The 14134-nt window shown below is 67.3% G+C and carries 13 protein-coding genes and 1 tRNA gene; 10 read left to right on the top strand and 4 right to left on the bottom strand.

From position 1 onward, the window contains the following. Nucleotides 1-206: 206 nt before the first annotated feature. The 4 genes from ACEI37_RS22455 (at nucleotide 207) to folE2 (ending at nucleotide 4350) form a co-directional block, all read left to right on the top strand. Nucleotides 207-512: an exodeoxyribonuclease VII small subunit gene (locus ACEI37_RS22455; RefSeq protein WP_373378212.1), complete on the top strand. Its 306-nt coding sequence runs from the start codon at nucleotides 207-209 to the stop codon at nucleotides 510-512. Further along, on the top strand, nucleotides 509-1393 hold the full coding sequence (locus ACEI37_RS22450) for a polyprenyl synthetase family protein (RefSeq protein WP_373378211.1): 885 nt from the start codon (nucleotides 509-511) through the stop codon (nucleotides 1391-1393). The genes ACEI37_RS22455 and ACEI37_RS22450 overlap by 4 nt, the downstream gene beginning before the upstream one ends. Before the next feature lie 24 nt (nucleotides 1394-1417). Continuing rightward, the gene (gene dxs / locus ACEI37_RS22445; protein ID WP_373378210.1) at nucleotides 1418-3334 is read left to right on the top strand and encodes a 1-deoxy-D-xylulose-5-phosphate synthase; all 1917 of its coding nucleotides are present in this window, start codon (nucleotides 1418-1420) and stop codon (nucleotides 3332-3334) included. Between the two features lie 212 nt (nucleotides 3335-3546). Continuing rightward, a complete protein-coding gene (gene folE2 / locus ACEI37_RS22440) occupies nucleotides 3547-4350 on the top strand; it encodes a GTP cyclohydrolase FolE2 (RefSeq protein ID WP_373378209.1) in 804 nt (267 codons plus the stop codon). 86 nt (nucleotides 4351-4436) lie between these two features. On the opposite strand, the gene tsaD is transcribed toward folE2, so the two are convergent. Continuing rightward, complete coding sequence (tsaD, locus tag ACEI37_RS22435) at nucleotides 4437-5471, bottom strand: tRNA (adenosine(37)-N6)-threonylcarbamoyltransferase complex transferase subunit TsaD (protein WP_111521384.1); 1035 nt, start codon at nucleotides 5469-5471, stop codon at nucleotides 4437-4439. 155 nt (nucleotides 5472-5626) lie between these two features. On the opposite strand from tsaD, the gene ACEI37_RS22430 reads away from it, so the two are divergent. The 4 genes from ACEI37_RS22430 to dnaG all read left to right on the top strand — a co-directional run bounded on the left by ACEI37_RS22430 (nucleotide 5627) and on the right by dnaG (nucleotide 9820). After that, nucleotides 5627-6886, top strand: coding sequence for an NAD(P)/FAD-dependent oxidoreductase (locus tag ACEI37_RS22430; protein WP_373378208.1), 1260 nt, complete (start codon nucleotides 5627-5629; stop codon nucleotides 6884-6886). Between the two features lie 134 nt (nucleotides 6887-7020). Continuing rightward, nucleotides 7021-7233: a 30S ribosomal protein S21 gene (gene rpsU, locus ACEI37_RS22425; protein WP_012353470.1), complete on the top strand. Its 213-nt coding sequence runs from the start codon at nucleotides 7021-7023 to the stop codon at nucleotides 7231-7233. A 124-nt stretch (nucleotides 7234-7357) separates the two neighbouring features. Next, nucleotides 7358-7807 (top strand): GatB/YqeY domain-containing protein, encoded by a 450-nt coding sequence (locus ACEI37_RS22420; protein WP_265921439.1) that lies wholly within the window; start codon nucleotides 7358-7360, stop codon nucleotides 7805-7807. 201 nt (nucleotides 7808-8008) lie between these two features. After that, the gene (dnaG, locus tag ACEI37_RS22415; protein WP_062801286.1) at nucleotides 8009-9820 is read left to right on the top strand and encodes a DNA primase; all 1812 of its coding nucleotides are present in this window, start codon (nucleotides 8009-8011) and stop codon (nucleotides 9818-9820) included. 106 nt (nucleotides 9821-9926) lie between these two features. On the opposite strand, the gene ACEI37_RS22410 is transcribed toward dnaG, so the two are convergent. Then, on the bottom strand, nucleotides 9927-10334 hold the full coding sequence (locus ACEI37_RS22410) for a hypothetical protein (RefSeq protein ID WP_231909593.1): 408 nt from the start codon (nucleotides 10332-10334) through the stop codon (nucleotides 9927-9929). On the opposite strand from ACEI37_RS22410, the gene rpoD reads away from it, so the two are divergent. Beyond that, nucleotides 10324-12597: an RNA polymerase sigma factor RpoD gene (gene rpoD, locus ACEI37_RS22405; RefSeq protein WP_373378207.1), complete on the top strand. Its 2274-nt coding sequence runs from the start codon at nucleotides 10324-10326 to the stop codon at nucleotides 12595-12597. The two genes, ACEI37_RS22410 and rpoD, sit on opposite strands and share 11 nt — an antisense overlap. Before the next feature lie 10 nt (nucleotides 12598-12607). Then, nucleotides 12608-12686, top strand: a tRNA-Ile gene (locus tag ACEI37_RS22400). A gap of 62 nt (nucleotides 12687-12748) precedes the next feature. On the opposite strand, the gene ACEI37_RS22395 is transcribed toward ACEI37_RS22400, so the two are convergent. Next, entirely contained in the window at nucleotides 12749-13288 is a 540-nt protein-coding gene (locus tag ACEI37_RS22395) for a glycoside hydrolase family 19 protein (RefSeq protein WP_373380301.1), read from the bottom strand. A 51-nt stretch (nucleotides 13289-13339) separates the two neighbouring features. After that, nucleotides 13340-14134: a DUF4239 domain-containing protein gene (locus ACEI37_RS22390; RefSeq protein WP_373378206.1), complete on the bottom strand. Its 795-nt coding sequence runs from the start codon at nucleotides 14132-14134 to the stop codon at nucleotides 13340-13342.

Below are 14134 nucleotides of genomic sequence, written 5' to 3'. Positions count from 1 at the left end.
AGCGAAAAAGTCGACCCGGGTCGTCATCGGGGTGCCGTACCGGCCGCATTCGGAAAGACGACCCGAGCGCACAAGTCACTTCTGCATTGGAAGCACCCGGTCGGGGCGCGGTATCCCCCTGCAAGATGGGGGCATGGCCGCGCTTTGGCGTAAAATCCGGGCTTCCCCATCCGGGTTTCCCCCGGTTCCAGATTCCAGGGCCTGATATGCCAAAACCCACGACCGCTCCGGTCCAGACCGACAATCCCGCCGACGCCCCCTCGGCGCCGCCCGCTTCCTACGAGGCGGCGATGGCCGAACTGGAGACGCTGGTGGCCAGCATGGAAAGCGGCGAGCTGCCGCTCGAGGCCTCGCTGGCGGCGTACCGCCGCGGCGCCGAGCTGGTGCGCTACTGCCAGCAGAAGCTGGAGCGGGTCGAGCAGCAGGTGCGGGTACTGGAGGGCGACGCGCTCAGGCCGCTGGCGGGCGAGGGCAATGGCGGCAATGGATCGCAGGAGACGGACGAGGCATGAGCGACTTCGCACAATGGATGCAGGCGCAGGGCGTGCGCACCGAGGCCGCCCTGCAGGCGGCGCTGCCCGACGCCGGCACGGTGCCGCATACGCTGCATGAAGCGATGCGCTATGCTGCGCTGGGTGGCGGCAAGCGCGTGCGCCCGCTGCTGGTCCATGCCGCCGGCGAGGTCAGCGGCGCGGCCCCGGCGGCCTGCGACGCGGCCGCGTGCGCGGTGGAGATGATCCACGCCTACTCGCTGGTCCACGACGACATGCCGTGCATGGACGACGACGACCTGCGCCGCGGCCGCCCGACCGTGCACAAGGCCTATGACGAGGCCACCGCGCTGCTGGTAGGCGATGCGCTGCAGACCCAGGCCTTCATCGTGCTGGCGGAGGCCGGGCCGATCGCGCCCGCGGTGCGGCTGCAGCTGGTGGCGGAACTGGCGCGGGCGTCGGGGTCGGCCGGCATGGCCGGCGGCCAGGCGATCGACCTGCAGAACGTGGGCCGCGCCATGACGCGCGACGCGCTCGAAGCCATGCACCGCATGAAGACCGGCGCGCTGCTGCGCGCCAGCGTGCGCATGGGCGCGCTGTGTGGCGAGATCGATGCCCCGGGGCTGGCCGCGCTGGACCGCTACGCGGCGGCGGTGGGATTGGCGTTCCAGGTCGTAGACGATATTCTGGACGTCACCGCGGATACCGCGACGCTGGGCAAGACCGCCGGCAAGGACGCCGCCCACGACAAGCCCACCTACGTGTCGCTGCTGGGGCTGGACGCGGCTCGTGAACTGGCCGGGTCGCTGCGCGCCGAGGCCTACGAGGCGCTGGCCGGCTTCGGCGAGCGCGCCGCGCGCCTGCGCGACCTGGCGGACCTGATCGTGCTGCGCACGCATTAAACTAGAGCCGGCCGAACGGACATCATGACCTACGCACTCCTCAATAAGATTGACGCCCCCGCGGACCTGCGCAAGCTCGACCGGCGCGAGCTCCAGACCCTGGCCGACGAACTGCGCGCCTATGTGCTGGAGTCGGTCTCGCAGACCGGCGGCCACCTGTCGTCCAACCTGGGCACGGTCGAACTGACCATCGCGCTGCACTATGTCTTCAACACCCCCGACGACCGGCTGGTGTGGGACGTGGGCCACCAGAGCTATCCGCACAAGATCCTGACCGGGCGCCGCGAGCGCATGCGCACGCTGCGCCAGTGGGGTGGCATCTCGGGCTTCCCGCGCCGCAGCGAAAGCGAATACGACACCTTCGGCACCGCGCACTCGTCGACCTCGATCTCGGCCGCGCTGGGCATGGCGCTGGGCGCGCGCACGCTGGGCGAGAAGCGCGTCTCGGTGGCGGTGATCGGCGATGGCGCGATGACCGCGGGCATGGCCTTCGAGGCGCTGAACAACGCCGGCGTCTACAAGAACCTGCCGCTGGTGGTGGTGCTCAACGACAACGACATGTCGATCTCGCCGCCGGTGGGCGCGCTCAACCGCCACCTGGCGCGGCTGCTGAGCGGCCAGTTCTACGCCGCCACCAAGAAGGGCATCGAAAAGGTGCTGTCGGTGGCGCCGCCGGTGCTGGAGTTTGCCAAGCGCTTCGAGGAACATGCCAAGGGCATGATGGTGCCGGCGACGCTGTTCGAGGAATTCGGCTTCAATTACATCGGCCCGATCGACGGCCATGACCTGAACTCGCTGGTGCCGACGCTGCAGAACATCCGCGAGCGCGCGCTCGAGGGCGGCGGCCCGCAGTTCCTGCACGTGGTCACCAAGAAGGGCCAGGGCTACAAGCTGGCCGAGGCCGACCCCATCCTCTACCACGGCCCGGGCAAGTTCAATCCGGCCGAAGGCATCCGTCCGGCCGCCAAGCCCGCGCGCAAGACCTACACCCAGGTGTTCGGCGACTGGCTGTGCGACATGGCCGCGGCCGACAGGCGCCTGGTCGGCATCACCCCGGCGATGCGCGAGGGCTCGGGCATGGTCGAGTTCGAGAAGCGCTTCCCGGACCGCTACTACGACGTCGGCATCGCCGAGCAGCATGCGGTGACCTTTGCCGGCGGCCTGGCGTGCGAGGGCCTGAAGCCCGTGGTGGCGATCTACTCGACCTTCCTGCAGCGCGGCTACGACCAGTTGATCCACGACGTGGCGCTGCAGAACCTGCCGGTGGTGTTCGCGCTGGACCGCGCCGGCCTGGTCGGCGCCGACGGCGCGACCCATGCGGGCGCCTACGATATCGCCTACCTGCGCTGCATCCCCAACATGATGGTGATGACGCCGTCCGACGAGAACGAGTGCCGCCAGTTGCTGACCACGGCGTTCCAGCAGGACTGCCCGGGCGCGGTGCGCTATCCGCGCGGGTCCGGCCCGGGCGCGGCGATCGCCGCCGACCTTGCGCCGGTGCCGGTGGGCAAGGGCGTGGTGCGCCGCGAGGGCGGCGCGCGCGCCGGACACCGCGTCGGCTTGCTGGCGTTCGGCTCGATGGTGCAGCCGGCGCTGGGCGCGGCCGAGGCGCTGGACGCCACGGTGGCGGACATGCGCTTCGTCAAGCCGCTCGACGTGGCGCTGGTCAAACGCCTGGCCGCCGACCACGACTACCTGGTGACGGTGGAAGAGGGCAGCGTGATGGGCGGTGCCGGCAGCGCCGTGCTCGAAGCGCTGGCCGAGGCCGGCATCGACAAGCCGGTGCTGACGCTGGGCCTGCCCGACCGCTTCGTCGACCATGGCGACCCGGCCTTCCTGCTGCAGCAATGCGGCCTCGACGCGGCCGGCATCGAGCGCTCGGTGCGCGAGCGTTTCGGGCTCGACCAGCCCCAGGTCACGGTCGCCTCGCGCGTGGCCTGACCGCCTGCCATCCCAGAGGGGAATTCGGGCCGCTGCACCACGGGTGCGTCCGAATTCCCTTACACTCCGTTTTTTGTGTTCGCAGCTGCGGGTCGGCACGCCAGTGCCGGGTCCCGTGGTTTCACACTCGTTGCGCGGCATGGAGGGACTGCGAAAATGCCGCGACCGTAAGGGCTTGCGCCTGCCTGGCGCGACCCTGGAGGAAACCGTAGATGAATGACATCAACCCCGCCTTCGTGATGCCCGACGTCCAGTCGAGCCCCGACAACCGCCAGATCCCGATCCAGCGTGTCGGCGTGAAGGGCGTGCGCTATCCCGTGACCCTGAAGACCCCGGCCGGCATCGTGCCGACCGTTGGCACCTTCAACCTCGACGTGCACCTGCCCGCCGAGCAGAAGGGCACGCATATGTCGCGCTTCGTGGCGTTGCTGGAGGAAGAGCGCGCGCCGCTGGAGCTGGCCAGCTTCCGGCTGATGCTGGACAAGATGCTGGAGAAGCTCGAAGCCGAGGCCGGCCGCATCGAGGTTACGTTCCCGTACTTCATCAGCAAGATCGCGCCGGTGTCGGGCGTGGAGTCGCTGCTGGACTACGAGGTCACGCTGACCGGCGAGGTGCGCAACGGCGCCACGCGGGTGTTCCTGAAGGCGCTGGTGCCGGTGACCAGCCTGTGCCCGTGCTCGAAGAAGATTTCGCAATACGGTGCGCACAACCAGCGTTCGCATATCACCATGAACGTCGAGCTGGCCGGCGAGCTGCCGGTGGAAGCGCTGGTGCGCATGGCCGAAGAAGAAGCGTCGTGCGAGCTGTGGGGACTGCTCAAGCGGCCCGACGAAAAGTTCGTCACCGAGCGTGCCTACGAGAACCCCAAGTTCGTCGAGGACTTGGTGCGCGACATCGCCATGCGGCTCAATGCGGATGAGCGCATCGTGGCCTATGTGCTGGAGGCGGAGAACTTCGAGTCGATCCACAACCACAGCGCGTATGCGGTGATCGACCGGGACAAGCGCGTCGGTTGATCGCGTCCGTCGCAGGCACAAAAAAGCCACCAGAATTTGGTGGCTTTTTTGTTGCCTGCGAGCCTTTGCGTGGTGTCGTGGCAAGCTCAGGCTGCCGACGGCAACCGGATATCCGCCAGATCCCAGCGCGGCGTCACGCCATAACCGTATTCGCGCCGCGCCAGTTCGGGAGCGGCCTGCAAGCGCATCGCGCCAGCAAATGCGATCATCGCGCCGTTGTCGGTGCAGAACGCCAGGTCAGGGTAGTAGACCTCCAGCTTGCGCTGCCTGCCGAGCTGGTCCAGCCGTTCGCGCAGCTGCCGGTTGGCGCCGACGCCGCCGGCAACCACCAGCCGCTTGTGTCCGGTCTGTTTGAGCGCCGCCATCGACTTGGCGGCCAGCACGTCGACGATCGCATCGACGAAGGCGCGCGCGAGGTTGGCGCGATCCTGCTCGCAGGTATTGGCCAGCTTGCGGGTTTGCGTCAGCACCGCGGTCTTCAGGCCGGCGAAGGAAAAATCCAGGTTGCCCGAATGCAGCATCGGCCGCGGCAGCTCGAACGCGCCGGGGACGCCGAACTCGGCCAGGCGCGACACTTCCGGCCCGCCCGGATAGCCCAGGCCGAGCAGCTTGGCGGTCTTGTCGAAGGCTTCGCCGGCGGCATCGTCCAGGGTTTCGCCCAGCAGCGCGTAGTCGCCGATGCCGCGCACTTCCATCAGCTGCGTATGCCCGCCCGACACCAGCAGCGCCACGAACGGGAATGGCGGCGGCTCGCGCGTCAGCAGCGGTGACAGCAGGTGGCCTTCCAGGTGGTGCACGCCCACCATCGGCACGTTCAGTGCGAAGCCCAGCGCATTGGCCACCGAGGCGCCGACCAGCAGCGCGCCGGCCAGACCGGGCCCCTGGGTGAAGGCAATGGCGTCGATGTCCTGGCGAGTGCGGCCGGCGTCGGCCAGCACCTGCTCCAGCAGCGGCAGCACGCGGCGGATATGGTCGCGCGAGGCCAGCTCGGGGACCACGCCGCCATAGTCGCGGTGCATGGCGATCTGCGAGTGCAGCGCATGCGCGAGCAGGCCGGCGCCGGTGTCATAGAGGGCGAGGCCGGTTTCGTCGCAGGAAGATTCGATGCCGAGGACAAGCATGGGAGCCATGACGCCGTCTCCGGTCAGGGAAACAGCCGTCGGAACAAGGGTTTGCGGGAAGCGCGCAGGGTAGCACAGCGGCGCGCGGCGCGCTTTTCGCTACAATCTGCCCTTTCTCAGGCGGTGGCAAGACACATGGATTCGCGAGGCGTGCAATGAGCGGGGCAGCCCAGGCCCGGACCGGCCGGTATGACGTGGCGGTACTGGGCGCCGGCGCCGCGGGCATGATGTGCGCCGCGGTGGCGGGGCAGAAGGGCGCGCGCGTGGTGCTGATCGACCATGCCACCCGGCTCGCCGAGAAGATCCGCATCTCGGGCGGCGGCCGCTGCAACTTCACCAACCTGCAGGCCGGGCCCGCCAACTACCTGTCGTCCAATCCGCACTTCTGCCGCTCGGCGCTGGCGCGCTACACGCCGCAGGATTTCCTGGCACTGATGCGCCGTCATGGCATCGACTGGCATGAGAAACACCGCGGCCAGCTGTTCTGCAACGACAGCGCCGAAGACGTGATCGCCATGCTGCGCGCCGAATGCGACGCCGGGCAGGTGCACTGGCAGACCGGCTGCGCGGTCGCGGAAGTCCGGCGCGAGGGCGACGACTTCCTGCTGCTCACCGCCGCGGGCACGGTGCGGGCCGGGGCGCTGGTGGTGGCCACCGGCGGCCTGTCGATTCCCAAGATCGGCGCCACCGACTTCGGCTACCGCATCGCCCGGCAGTTCGGGCTGGGCATCGTCGAGACCCGTCCGGCGCTGGTGCCGCTGACCTTCGATGGCAAGGACTGGGCGCCGTTCGTGCCGCTGGCGGGAGTCTCGCTGGAAGTGGATATCGCCACCGGCAGCGGCAAGGCCGCCGGCGCGTTCCGCGAGGACCTGCTGTGGACGCACCGCGGCCTGTCGGGCCCGGCGGTGCTGCAGATCTCCAGCTACTGGCATCCCGGCACGCCGGTCGCCATCGACCTGTTCGATGGCGAGGACGCCGCCGCCTGGTTGCTGGAGCAGAAGGCCGGCAGCCGCAAGCACCTGGGCAACCTGCTGGCGCAACGGCTGCCGTCGCGGCTGGCCGAGGCCTGGTGCGCGGCCGCGGGCGTCGCGGCGACGATGCCGCTGCATGACGTGACCGACAAGGCGCTGCGCAAGCTCGGCGCCGCGCTCAACGACTGGCGCTTGGTGCCGTCCGGCACCGAGGGCTATCGCAAGGCCGAGGTCACGCTGGGCGGGGTCGACACCCGGGCACTGTCGTCGACCACCATGATGGCGCGCGACGTGGCCGGCCTGTATTTCATTGGCGAAGTGGTCGACGTGACCGGCTGGCTCGGCGGCTACAACTTCCAGTGGGCCTGGGCCTCCGCGGTGGCGGCGGGGGAGGCCGCGGCAGAGGCGGCGCGGCACGGCCGGGCCGGGCAATCGGCAGCCTGAACCAGTCTGTAGTTATGATGCTGGAGGCACATTCAGTATGTCCTTAGCACGCCACTTCCGCGCCGGATTGTTGGTGCTACAATCCAGAACTTCGTAACGCCGCCATCCTGAAAATACTTTCATTTTCCGGCCAAATGACTACGATCCGCCTCAAGGAAAACGAGCCTTTTGAAGTTGCACTGCGCCGTTTCAAGCGCACCATCGAGAAGAACGGCCTGCTCCCGGAACTGCGGGCCCGCGAGTTTTACGAAAAACCCACCGCCGCGCGCAAGCGCAAGAAGGCTGCGGCAGAGAAACGCCACTACAAGCGCATCCGCAGCCAGATGCTGCCGAAGAAGCTGTACTGACACCGGCTTCGCGCTTGCCCTGACCCGCTGTGGCGTATGCTCGGCGGGTTTTTGCGTTATGGGCCTTGCAGCAGCGGCATCCCCCGCCATGTGTAAGTGCCCGCCCACTTTCTGGAAGATCACGATGTCCCTCAAAGCCCGTATCAGCGAAGACATGAAGACCGCCATGCGCGCCCGCGAGACCGAGCGCCTTGGCACCATCCGCTTGCTGCTGGCGGCGATCAAGCAGCGCGAAGTCGACGAGCGCGTCGAACTGGACGACAGCGCCGTGCTGGCCGTGGTCGAAAAGCTGATCAAGCAGCGCAAGGACTCGATCGCGCAGTTTCAGCAGGCCGGCCGCAATGACCTCGCCGACAAGGAACTGGCCGAGGTCGATGTGCTGAAGGTCTACATGCCAGCCGCGCTGTCGGATGAGGAAGTGGCCGCCGAGGTCCAGCAGGCCGTGGCCGCCACCGGCGCCGCCGGCCCGCAGGATATGGGCAAGGTCATGGGCGTGCTCAAGGGCAAGCTGGCCGGACGTGCCGACATGACCGCCGTATCGGCCCTGGTGAAGGCCGCGCTTGCACCAAAGTAAATACTGATTTAATCGGTTGTAAGCGCGATGCGCTCAAAATCCTGATGAATTAACAGGAGTTGCGCGCAGATGTGAAGCAATCCGGGCAGCCGTTCCGCGCTGCACTACAATATTCCGATAGCAGCCGGGCGCCGCACCGGTCACGCATTCCAAAAAGGGCCGCCCGCCGTGGGACGCCCAAGCCTCAGGACGGTCAGTCGGGTGATTCCGCAATCCTTTATTCAGGACCTGCTCAACCGTGTCGACATTGTCGATGTGGTGGGCAAGTATGTGCAGCTGAAGAAGGGCGGCGCCAATTTCATGGGACTGTGCCCGTTCCATAACGAGAAATCCCCGTCGTTCACGGTATCGCCGACCAAGCAGTTCTACCACTGCTTCGGCTGCGGCGCCCATGGCTCGGCCATCGGCTTCCTGATGGAATTTTCCGGCCAGTCCTACCCGGAGGCGGTGCGCGAGCTGGCCCAGTCGGTCGGCATGACCGTGCCCGAGGAACGCGATCGCCTGCCCCCCGGCCAGCGCGCCGAGCAACAGGCGCGCTCGGTGGCGCTGTCGGACGCCATGACGCGCGCCACCGACTTCTATCGCCGCCAGCTGCGCGGCGCCCCGCAGGCGATCCAGTACCTGAAAGGGCGGGGGCTGACCGGCGAGATCGCCGGCCAGTTCGGCCTTGGCTATGCGCCGGACGACTGGCAGGGCCTGGAAGCGGTGTTCGGCAGCTACCGCGACGACAACGTGGCCGCACCCCTCGTCGAGGCCGGCCTGCTGATCGAAAGCGACAAGCGCGACGCGGACGGCAAGCCGCGGCGCTACGACCGCTTCCGCGACCGCATCATGTTCCCGATCCGCAACACCAAGGGCGCGGTGATCGGCTTCGGCGGCCGCGTCATGGGGCAGGGCGAGCCCAAGTACCTGAACTCGCCCGAGACCCCGCTGTTCAGCAAGGGCACCGAACTGTATGGCTTGTTCGAGGCCCGCCATGCGATACGGGAAACCGGCTATGTGCTGGTGGTCGAAGGATATATGGACGTCGTGGCACTGGCCCAGCTCGGTTTTGCCAACGCCGTCGCCACCCTGGGCACGGCGTGCACGCCCGTGCACGTGCAGAAGCTGCTGCGCCAGACCGACGCGGTAGTGTTCTCGTTCGACGGCGATTCGGCGGGCCGGCGCGCCGCCCGGCGGGCGCTCGAAGCCTGCCTGCCGCACGTGGCCGACAACAAGACCATCCGCTTCCTGTTCCTGCCGGCCGAGCACGACCCCGACAGCTATGTGCGCGAAGAGGGCACCGAGGCCTTCGCCGCGCAGGTGCGCAATGCCATGCCGCTGTCGCGCTTCCTGCTGCAGTCGGTCACCGAGGAGCTGGACCTGCGCCAGCCCGAGGGTCGCGCCCGCGCCCAGTACGAGGCCAAGCCGCTGCTGCAGGCGATGCCGGCAGGTGGGCTGCGGCTACAGATTGTGCGCGAACTTGCCGATGCCACCGGTACGACACCCGCGGAGATCGAAGCGATCTGCGGCCTGCGCAGCGACCCGGCCCGGGTCGGCCGCTTCGCCCAGCCGCGCCCGCGCGCGCGCCGCCAGGCTCCGACCGGGCTGGAGCAGCGGGTGATCCAATTGCTGATGTGCTATCCGGCGCTGTCGGCACGGCTGGACGAGGATGCCCGTGCGTTGCTGCTGGAAGGCGAGGGCGGCGACAGCGAAGTGCTGGCGCACCTGGTCAGCGCTTGCGACGGGGTCCAGGGCGAGGTGAATTTCGCGGCCTTCAGCGAACACCTGGCCCAGTCGCCGTATGCCGAGGTCTATGCCGCGGCGCGCACGGCGGTATTGCGCGAAGAGATTGAAGAGGCACCTGCAACACAGGAATTCGATGCGGCCATCACCAAGCTGCTGGCCGAGCCGCTGCGGCGCGAGCTCGATAGCCTGCAGGCGGAAGTGGTCGCCGGCACGGCCGACGAGGCGGCCAAGCAGCGCATGCGCTGGCTGGTGGGCGAAATCCACCGGCGGCGCCAACTGGGCTGAGGCGCCGGCGGGCGCCATGGCCTTCAACCGGGAGGCGGCAACAAGCGTTGGACAAGCAGTGGATCAGGGACCGGGCCCGGCCGCGCCGAGCTTAAGCCTTGATTTTTCAGGTGAAAACCTCACCTGACAGGGAGCCGGCTATGCGTGGCGTGCTACAATAGCCGGTTTGGATTGCGAAATCTTTCTCTCCAGTTCTGGTGAAAGTGAGCGTGCCAATGGCAAAGGCCAAAGCAACCGAAAGGGTTACCTCTAAAGCTCCCCAATCAGGGAGCGGCAAGGCGTCTGTGAAAACCACGGCGGCGAAGACATCGACCGCGACCGTCAAGACGCCAGCCCGGTCTGCGCCATCAAAGTCCGTGCGCCGCGCGCAAGCGCCCGCCGTGACGACTCCCACCAGAACCCGCACATCCGAAAAGACAAAGGCCTCGACTTCGGCACGCGAGAGCGGCAAGAGCGCCAGTACGAGCGGCAAGGTCGCCGCATCTGCAGCAGCATCTGCACCAGTGAAAGGCAAGAGTATCACCGTGGCGAAACAGCAGAATACCGAAGTCGAGAGCAAGCGAGCGGCAGCCGCCGGCGCCAAGAGCGGAGGCGCCAAGCAAGGCGCGGCCGCGACGGCCGCCAAGGCGCGTGCCGCGACACCTGCATCCGTTGCATCCGAGCGTCCCGCTGCGCCGGCAATCAAGCCGGAGCCGAAAAAGCGTGGCCGCAAGCCCAAGGCCGAGATGCAGCACGACGACAGCACAACAGACGACGTGACCGAAGAGTTTTACGAGAACGATACGCGCGCGCCGGCAACCCCGGCGGCGCCGAAGACCGAAAAGCAGAAGGCCAAGGACCGCAAGGCCAAGGAAAAGGCCCTGCTCAAGGAGTTCGCCTCGACCCAGCAAGGCACCGAGGAAGAGCTCGAGCTGCGTCGCCAGAAGCTCAAGGCGCTGATCAAGCTGGGCAAGTCGCGCGGCTACCTGACCTACGCGGAAATCAACGATCACCTGCCGGACGACATGGTCGATTCGGAAACGATCGACACGCTGGTCGCCACGCTGAACGACATCGGCATCGCCGTCTACGAACAGGCGCCGGATGCCGAGACGCTGCTGCTCAACGACAATGCCCCGTCCGCCACCAGCGAGGAAGAAGCCGAGGAAGAGGCCGAGGCGGCCCTGTCCACGGTCGACTCCGAGTTCGGCCGCACCACCGACCCGGTGCGCATGTACATGCGCGAGATGGGCACGGTCGAGCTGCTGACGCGTGAAGGCGAAATCGAGATCGCCAAGCGCATCGAGGCCGGCCTGAAGGACATGGTGATGGCGATCTCGGCGTGTCCGGTCACCATCTCCGAGATCCTGGCCCACGCCGAGCGCGTGGCCAACGACGAGATCAAGATCGACGAGTTCGTCGACGGCCTGATCGACCCGAACGCCGATGAAACCCCGGAATCCCCCTCGGCCCAGGCCGCAGCGGCCGACGACGAGGACCTCGAGTCCGACGACGAAGAAGAAGGCGACGAGGACGATGACGACGAAGGCGGCGCCGGCGCCGCCGCGTCCGCGCGCCAGCTGGAAGAGCTGAAGCAGAACGCGCTGGAGAAATTCCGCGTGATCGCCGAGCAGTTCGACAAGATGCGCCGTGCGTTCGAGAAGGAAGGCTACAAGTCCAAGCCCTACGTCAAGGCGCAGGAAGCGATCCAGGCCGAGCTGATGGGCATCCGCTTCACCGCCCGCAACGTCGAGCGCCTGTGCGACACGCTGCGCGGCCAGGTTGACGAAGTGCGCAAGCTCGAGCGTGCCATCCTGAACATCGTGGTCGACAAGTGCGGCATGCCGCGCGCGGACTTCGTCGCCCGCTTCCCGGGCAACGAGACCAACCTCGACTGGATCCACACCGTGGTCGCCGACGGCAAGGGCTACAGCACCATCGTCGAGCGCAACGTGCCGGCCGTGCACGAGCTGCAGCAGAAGCTGATCGACCTGCAGGCGCGCGTGGTGCTGCCGCTGAAGGAACTGAAGGACGTCAACCGCAAGATGTCGGAAGGCGAGCGCCGCGCGCGCGAAGCCAAGCGCGAGATGACCGAGGCCAACCTGCGCCTGGTGATCTCGATCGCCAAGAAGTACACCAACCGCGGCCTGCAGTTCCTCGACCTGATCCAGGAAGGCAATATCGGCCTGATGAAGGCGGTGGACAAGTTCGAATACCGTCGCGGCTACAAGTTCTCGACCTACGCCACGTGGTGGATCCGCCAGGCCATCACGCGCTCGATCGCCGACCAGGCGCGCACCATCCGCATTCCGGTGCACATGATCGAGACCATCAACAAGATGAACCGCATCTCGCGCCAGATCCTGCAGGAAACCGGCAACGAGCCGGATCCGGCAACGCTGGCCGAGAAGATGGAGATGCCGGAAGACAAGATCCGCAAGATCATGAAGATCGCCAAGGAGCCGATCTCCATGGAAACGCCGATCGGTGACGACGACGACTCCCATCTGGGCGACTTCATCGAGGACACCAACACGCTGGCACCGGCCGAAGCGGCGCTGCACGGCTCCATGCGCGATGTGGTCAAGGACGTGCTGGACTCGCTGACGCCGCGCGAAGCCAAGGTGCTGCGCATGCGCTTCGGCATCGAAATGAGCACCGACCACACGCTGGAAGAGGTCGGCAAGCAGTTCGACGTCACGCGTGAACGGATCCGCCAGATCGAAGCCAAGGCACTGCGCAAGCTGCGCCATCCGAGCCGCTCGGACAAGCTGAAGAGTTTCCTGGAAGGCAACTAAACGCTTCCAAGGGCCTCTAGCTCATGCCTGGTTAGAGCAGCGGACTCATAATCCGTTGGTGCCGTGTTCGACTCACGGGAGGCCCACCAATGCAGTGAAATGGGGTTACGGTAAATGCCGTAGCCCCTTTTTTCATGGTGCCGTGCCACCCTCAGCCCAGCGCCGCGGTGGCGACTTTCCAGCGCCGCATCCGGTCTTCCAGTCCGTTGGTCCCGCCGTTGATGCGCCGCGTCAGCCCGATGAAGTCGCCGCTGTCGGCCAGCGCGTTGCAGCCGTGGGCGCGCCACCACCATGCCGCCGAGCGCGCGGCCCAGCCGTCCTGTTCGAGCAGCTCCGGCGCGGCGGTCAGGTCGGCGCCGAGGGCGGCGCCGCACACTGCGTAGTTGGCGCGGCCGGTGATCTGGATCAGGCCGCGGCCACGGAAGCGCTTGCCGTCGCCCGGCCGCACGTTGCCGAGCGCCATGGCCTTGCGCGATGGCGGTTCGTACAGCGCCTGCGCCGGCGTCGGCCCCCACAGCTCATGCGTGAACTGGTAGCCCAGCGACTCATGCCCGGTCTGCGCCAGGAACGCGGCGATGCGCGCCGCGCCGGTGATGTCGTACGCCTGCATCGCTTCGCTCAGGCGCGGGAACCAGCGCGCGCATTGCGGCTCGCTGAGCCCGGTGGCGGCACGGAATTGTTCCGGTGTGATCTGCATGTTGCGGGTCTCCTAGTTGTGGTTGACATTGCCTTGCGGTGCGGCCTAGGGCGCCGGCCACGTGCCATTGGCCACCAGGGTGTCGATGGTGTGCTGCAGCGGCTCGGCGCTGACGCTGAATTCGCCGGCGAACGGCCGGTCGACCGCCAGGAGGAAGAAAAACGCCAGGCCGATGGTGATGGCCCATGCGGTGATCAGCGCCAGGTTGAAGGGCGTGGCCGGCAGCACGTACAGCAGCGCGAACGACAGCGCGCTGACGATCACGATCACGCCCCACAAGGTGTTCGGCATCGCCGCGTGCAGCGTCAGGATCCGTTGTTGGCGGTACTTGACCATCTCGTTGACGCGCATCAGCACCTCGCCCAGCAGCACGGTCTGGCGGCTGTCAAGCGGACGGATCCGGTTGGCCAGGTCGAACATCGTGTCAAAGCGCTGTTCGGTGCGCGGATCGGGCTTGCCCTGGCGCTGCATGCGCGGCCATTCGTCGTGCACCACCATCACCAGGTAGGCACGCAAGGCCGCGGCGGCGGCGTCGGCGGCGCTGCTGTCGAATGCGGCCAGGTCGCGCGCGAGTTCGCCGGCCGCGGTGGCTTCCGCCGCGACGGTGCGGTCGGCGGCGTTGTAGGTGTCCCAGACGTTGATCGCGGCAAAGGCCACCAGCAGCGAGTTGATGGTGGTGATGATCGAGACCATCGACACCGCCATCGCGCGCTGCTCGGCATCGAGCTCGATCAGCGCGAAGCGGCGTGCCACCGCATAGCCGGCCAGCACCACCGCGACGATGGCCGAGACCACGATCGCGGCCATGCCGGTGCTGGGCAGGCTGTAGAGGAACAGCAT

Origin of the sequence: Cupriavidus nantongensis (assembly GCF_041726985.1) — a bacterium.
Taxonomy (GTDB): domain Bacteria; phylum Pseudomonadota; class Gammaproteobacteria; order Burkholderiales; family Burkholderiaceae; genus Cupriavidus; species Cupriavidus nantongensis_A.
Note: the sequence above shows the minus strand (reverse complement) of the source record. Positions and strands in the feature narration are given on the sequence as shown.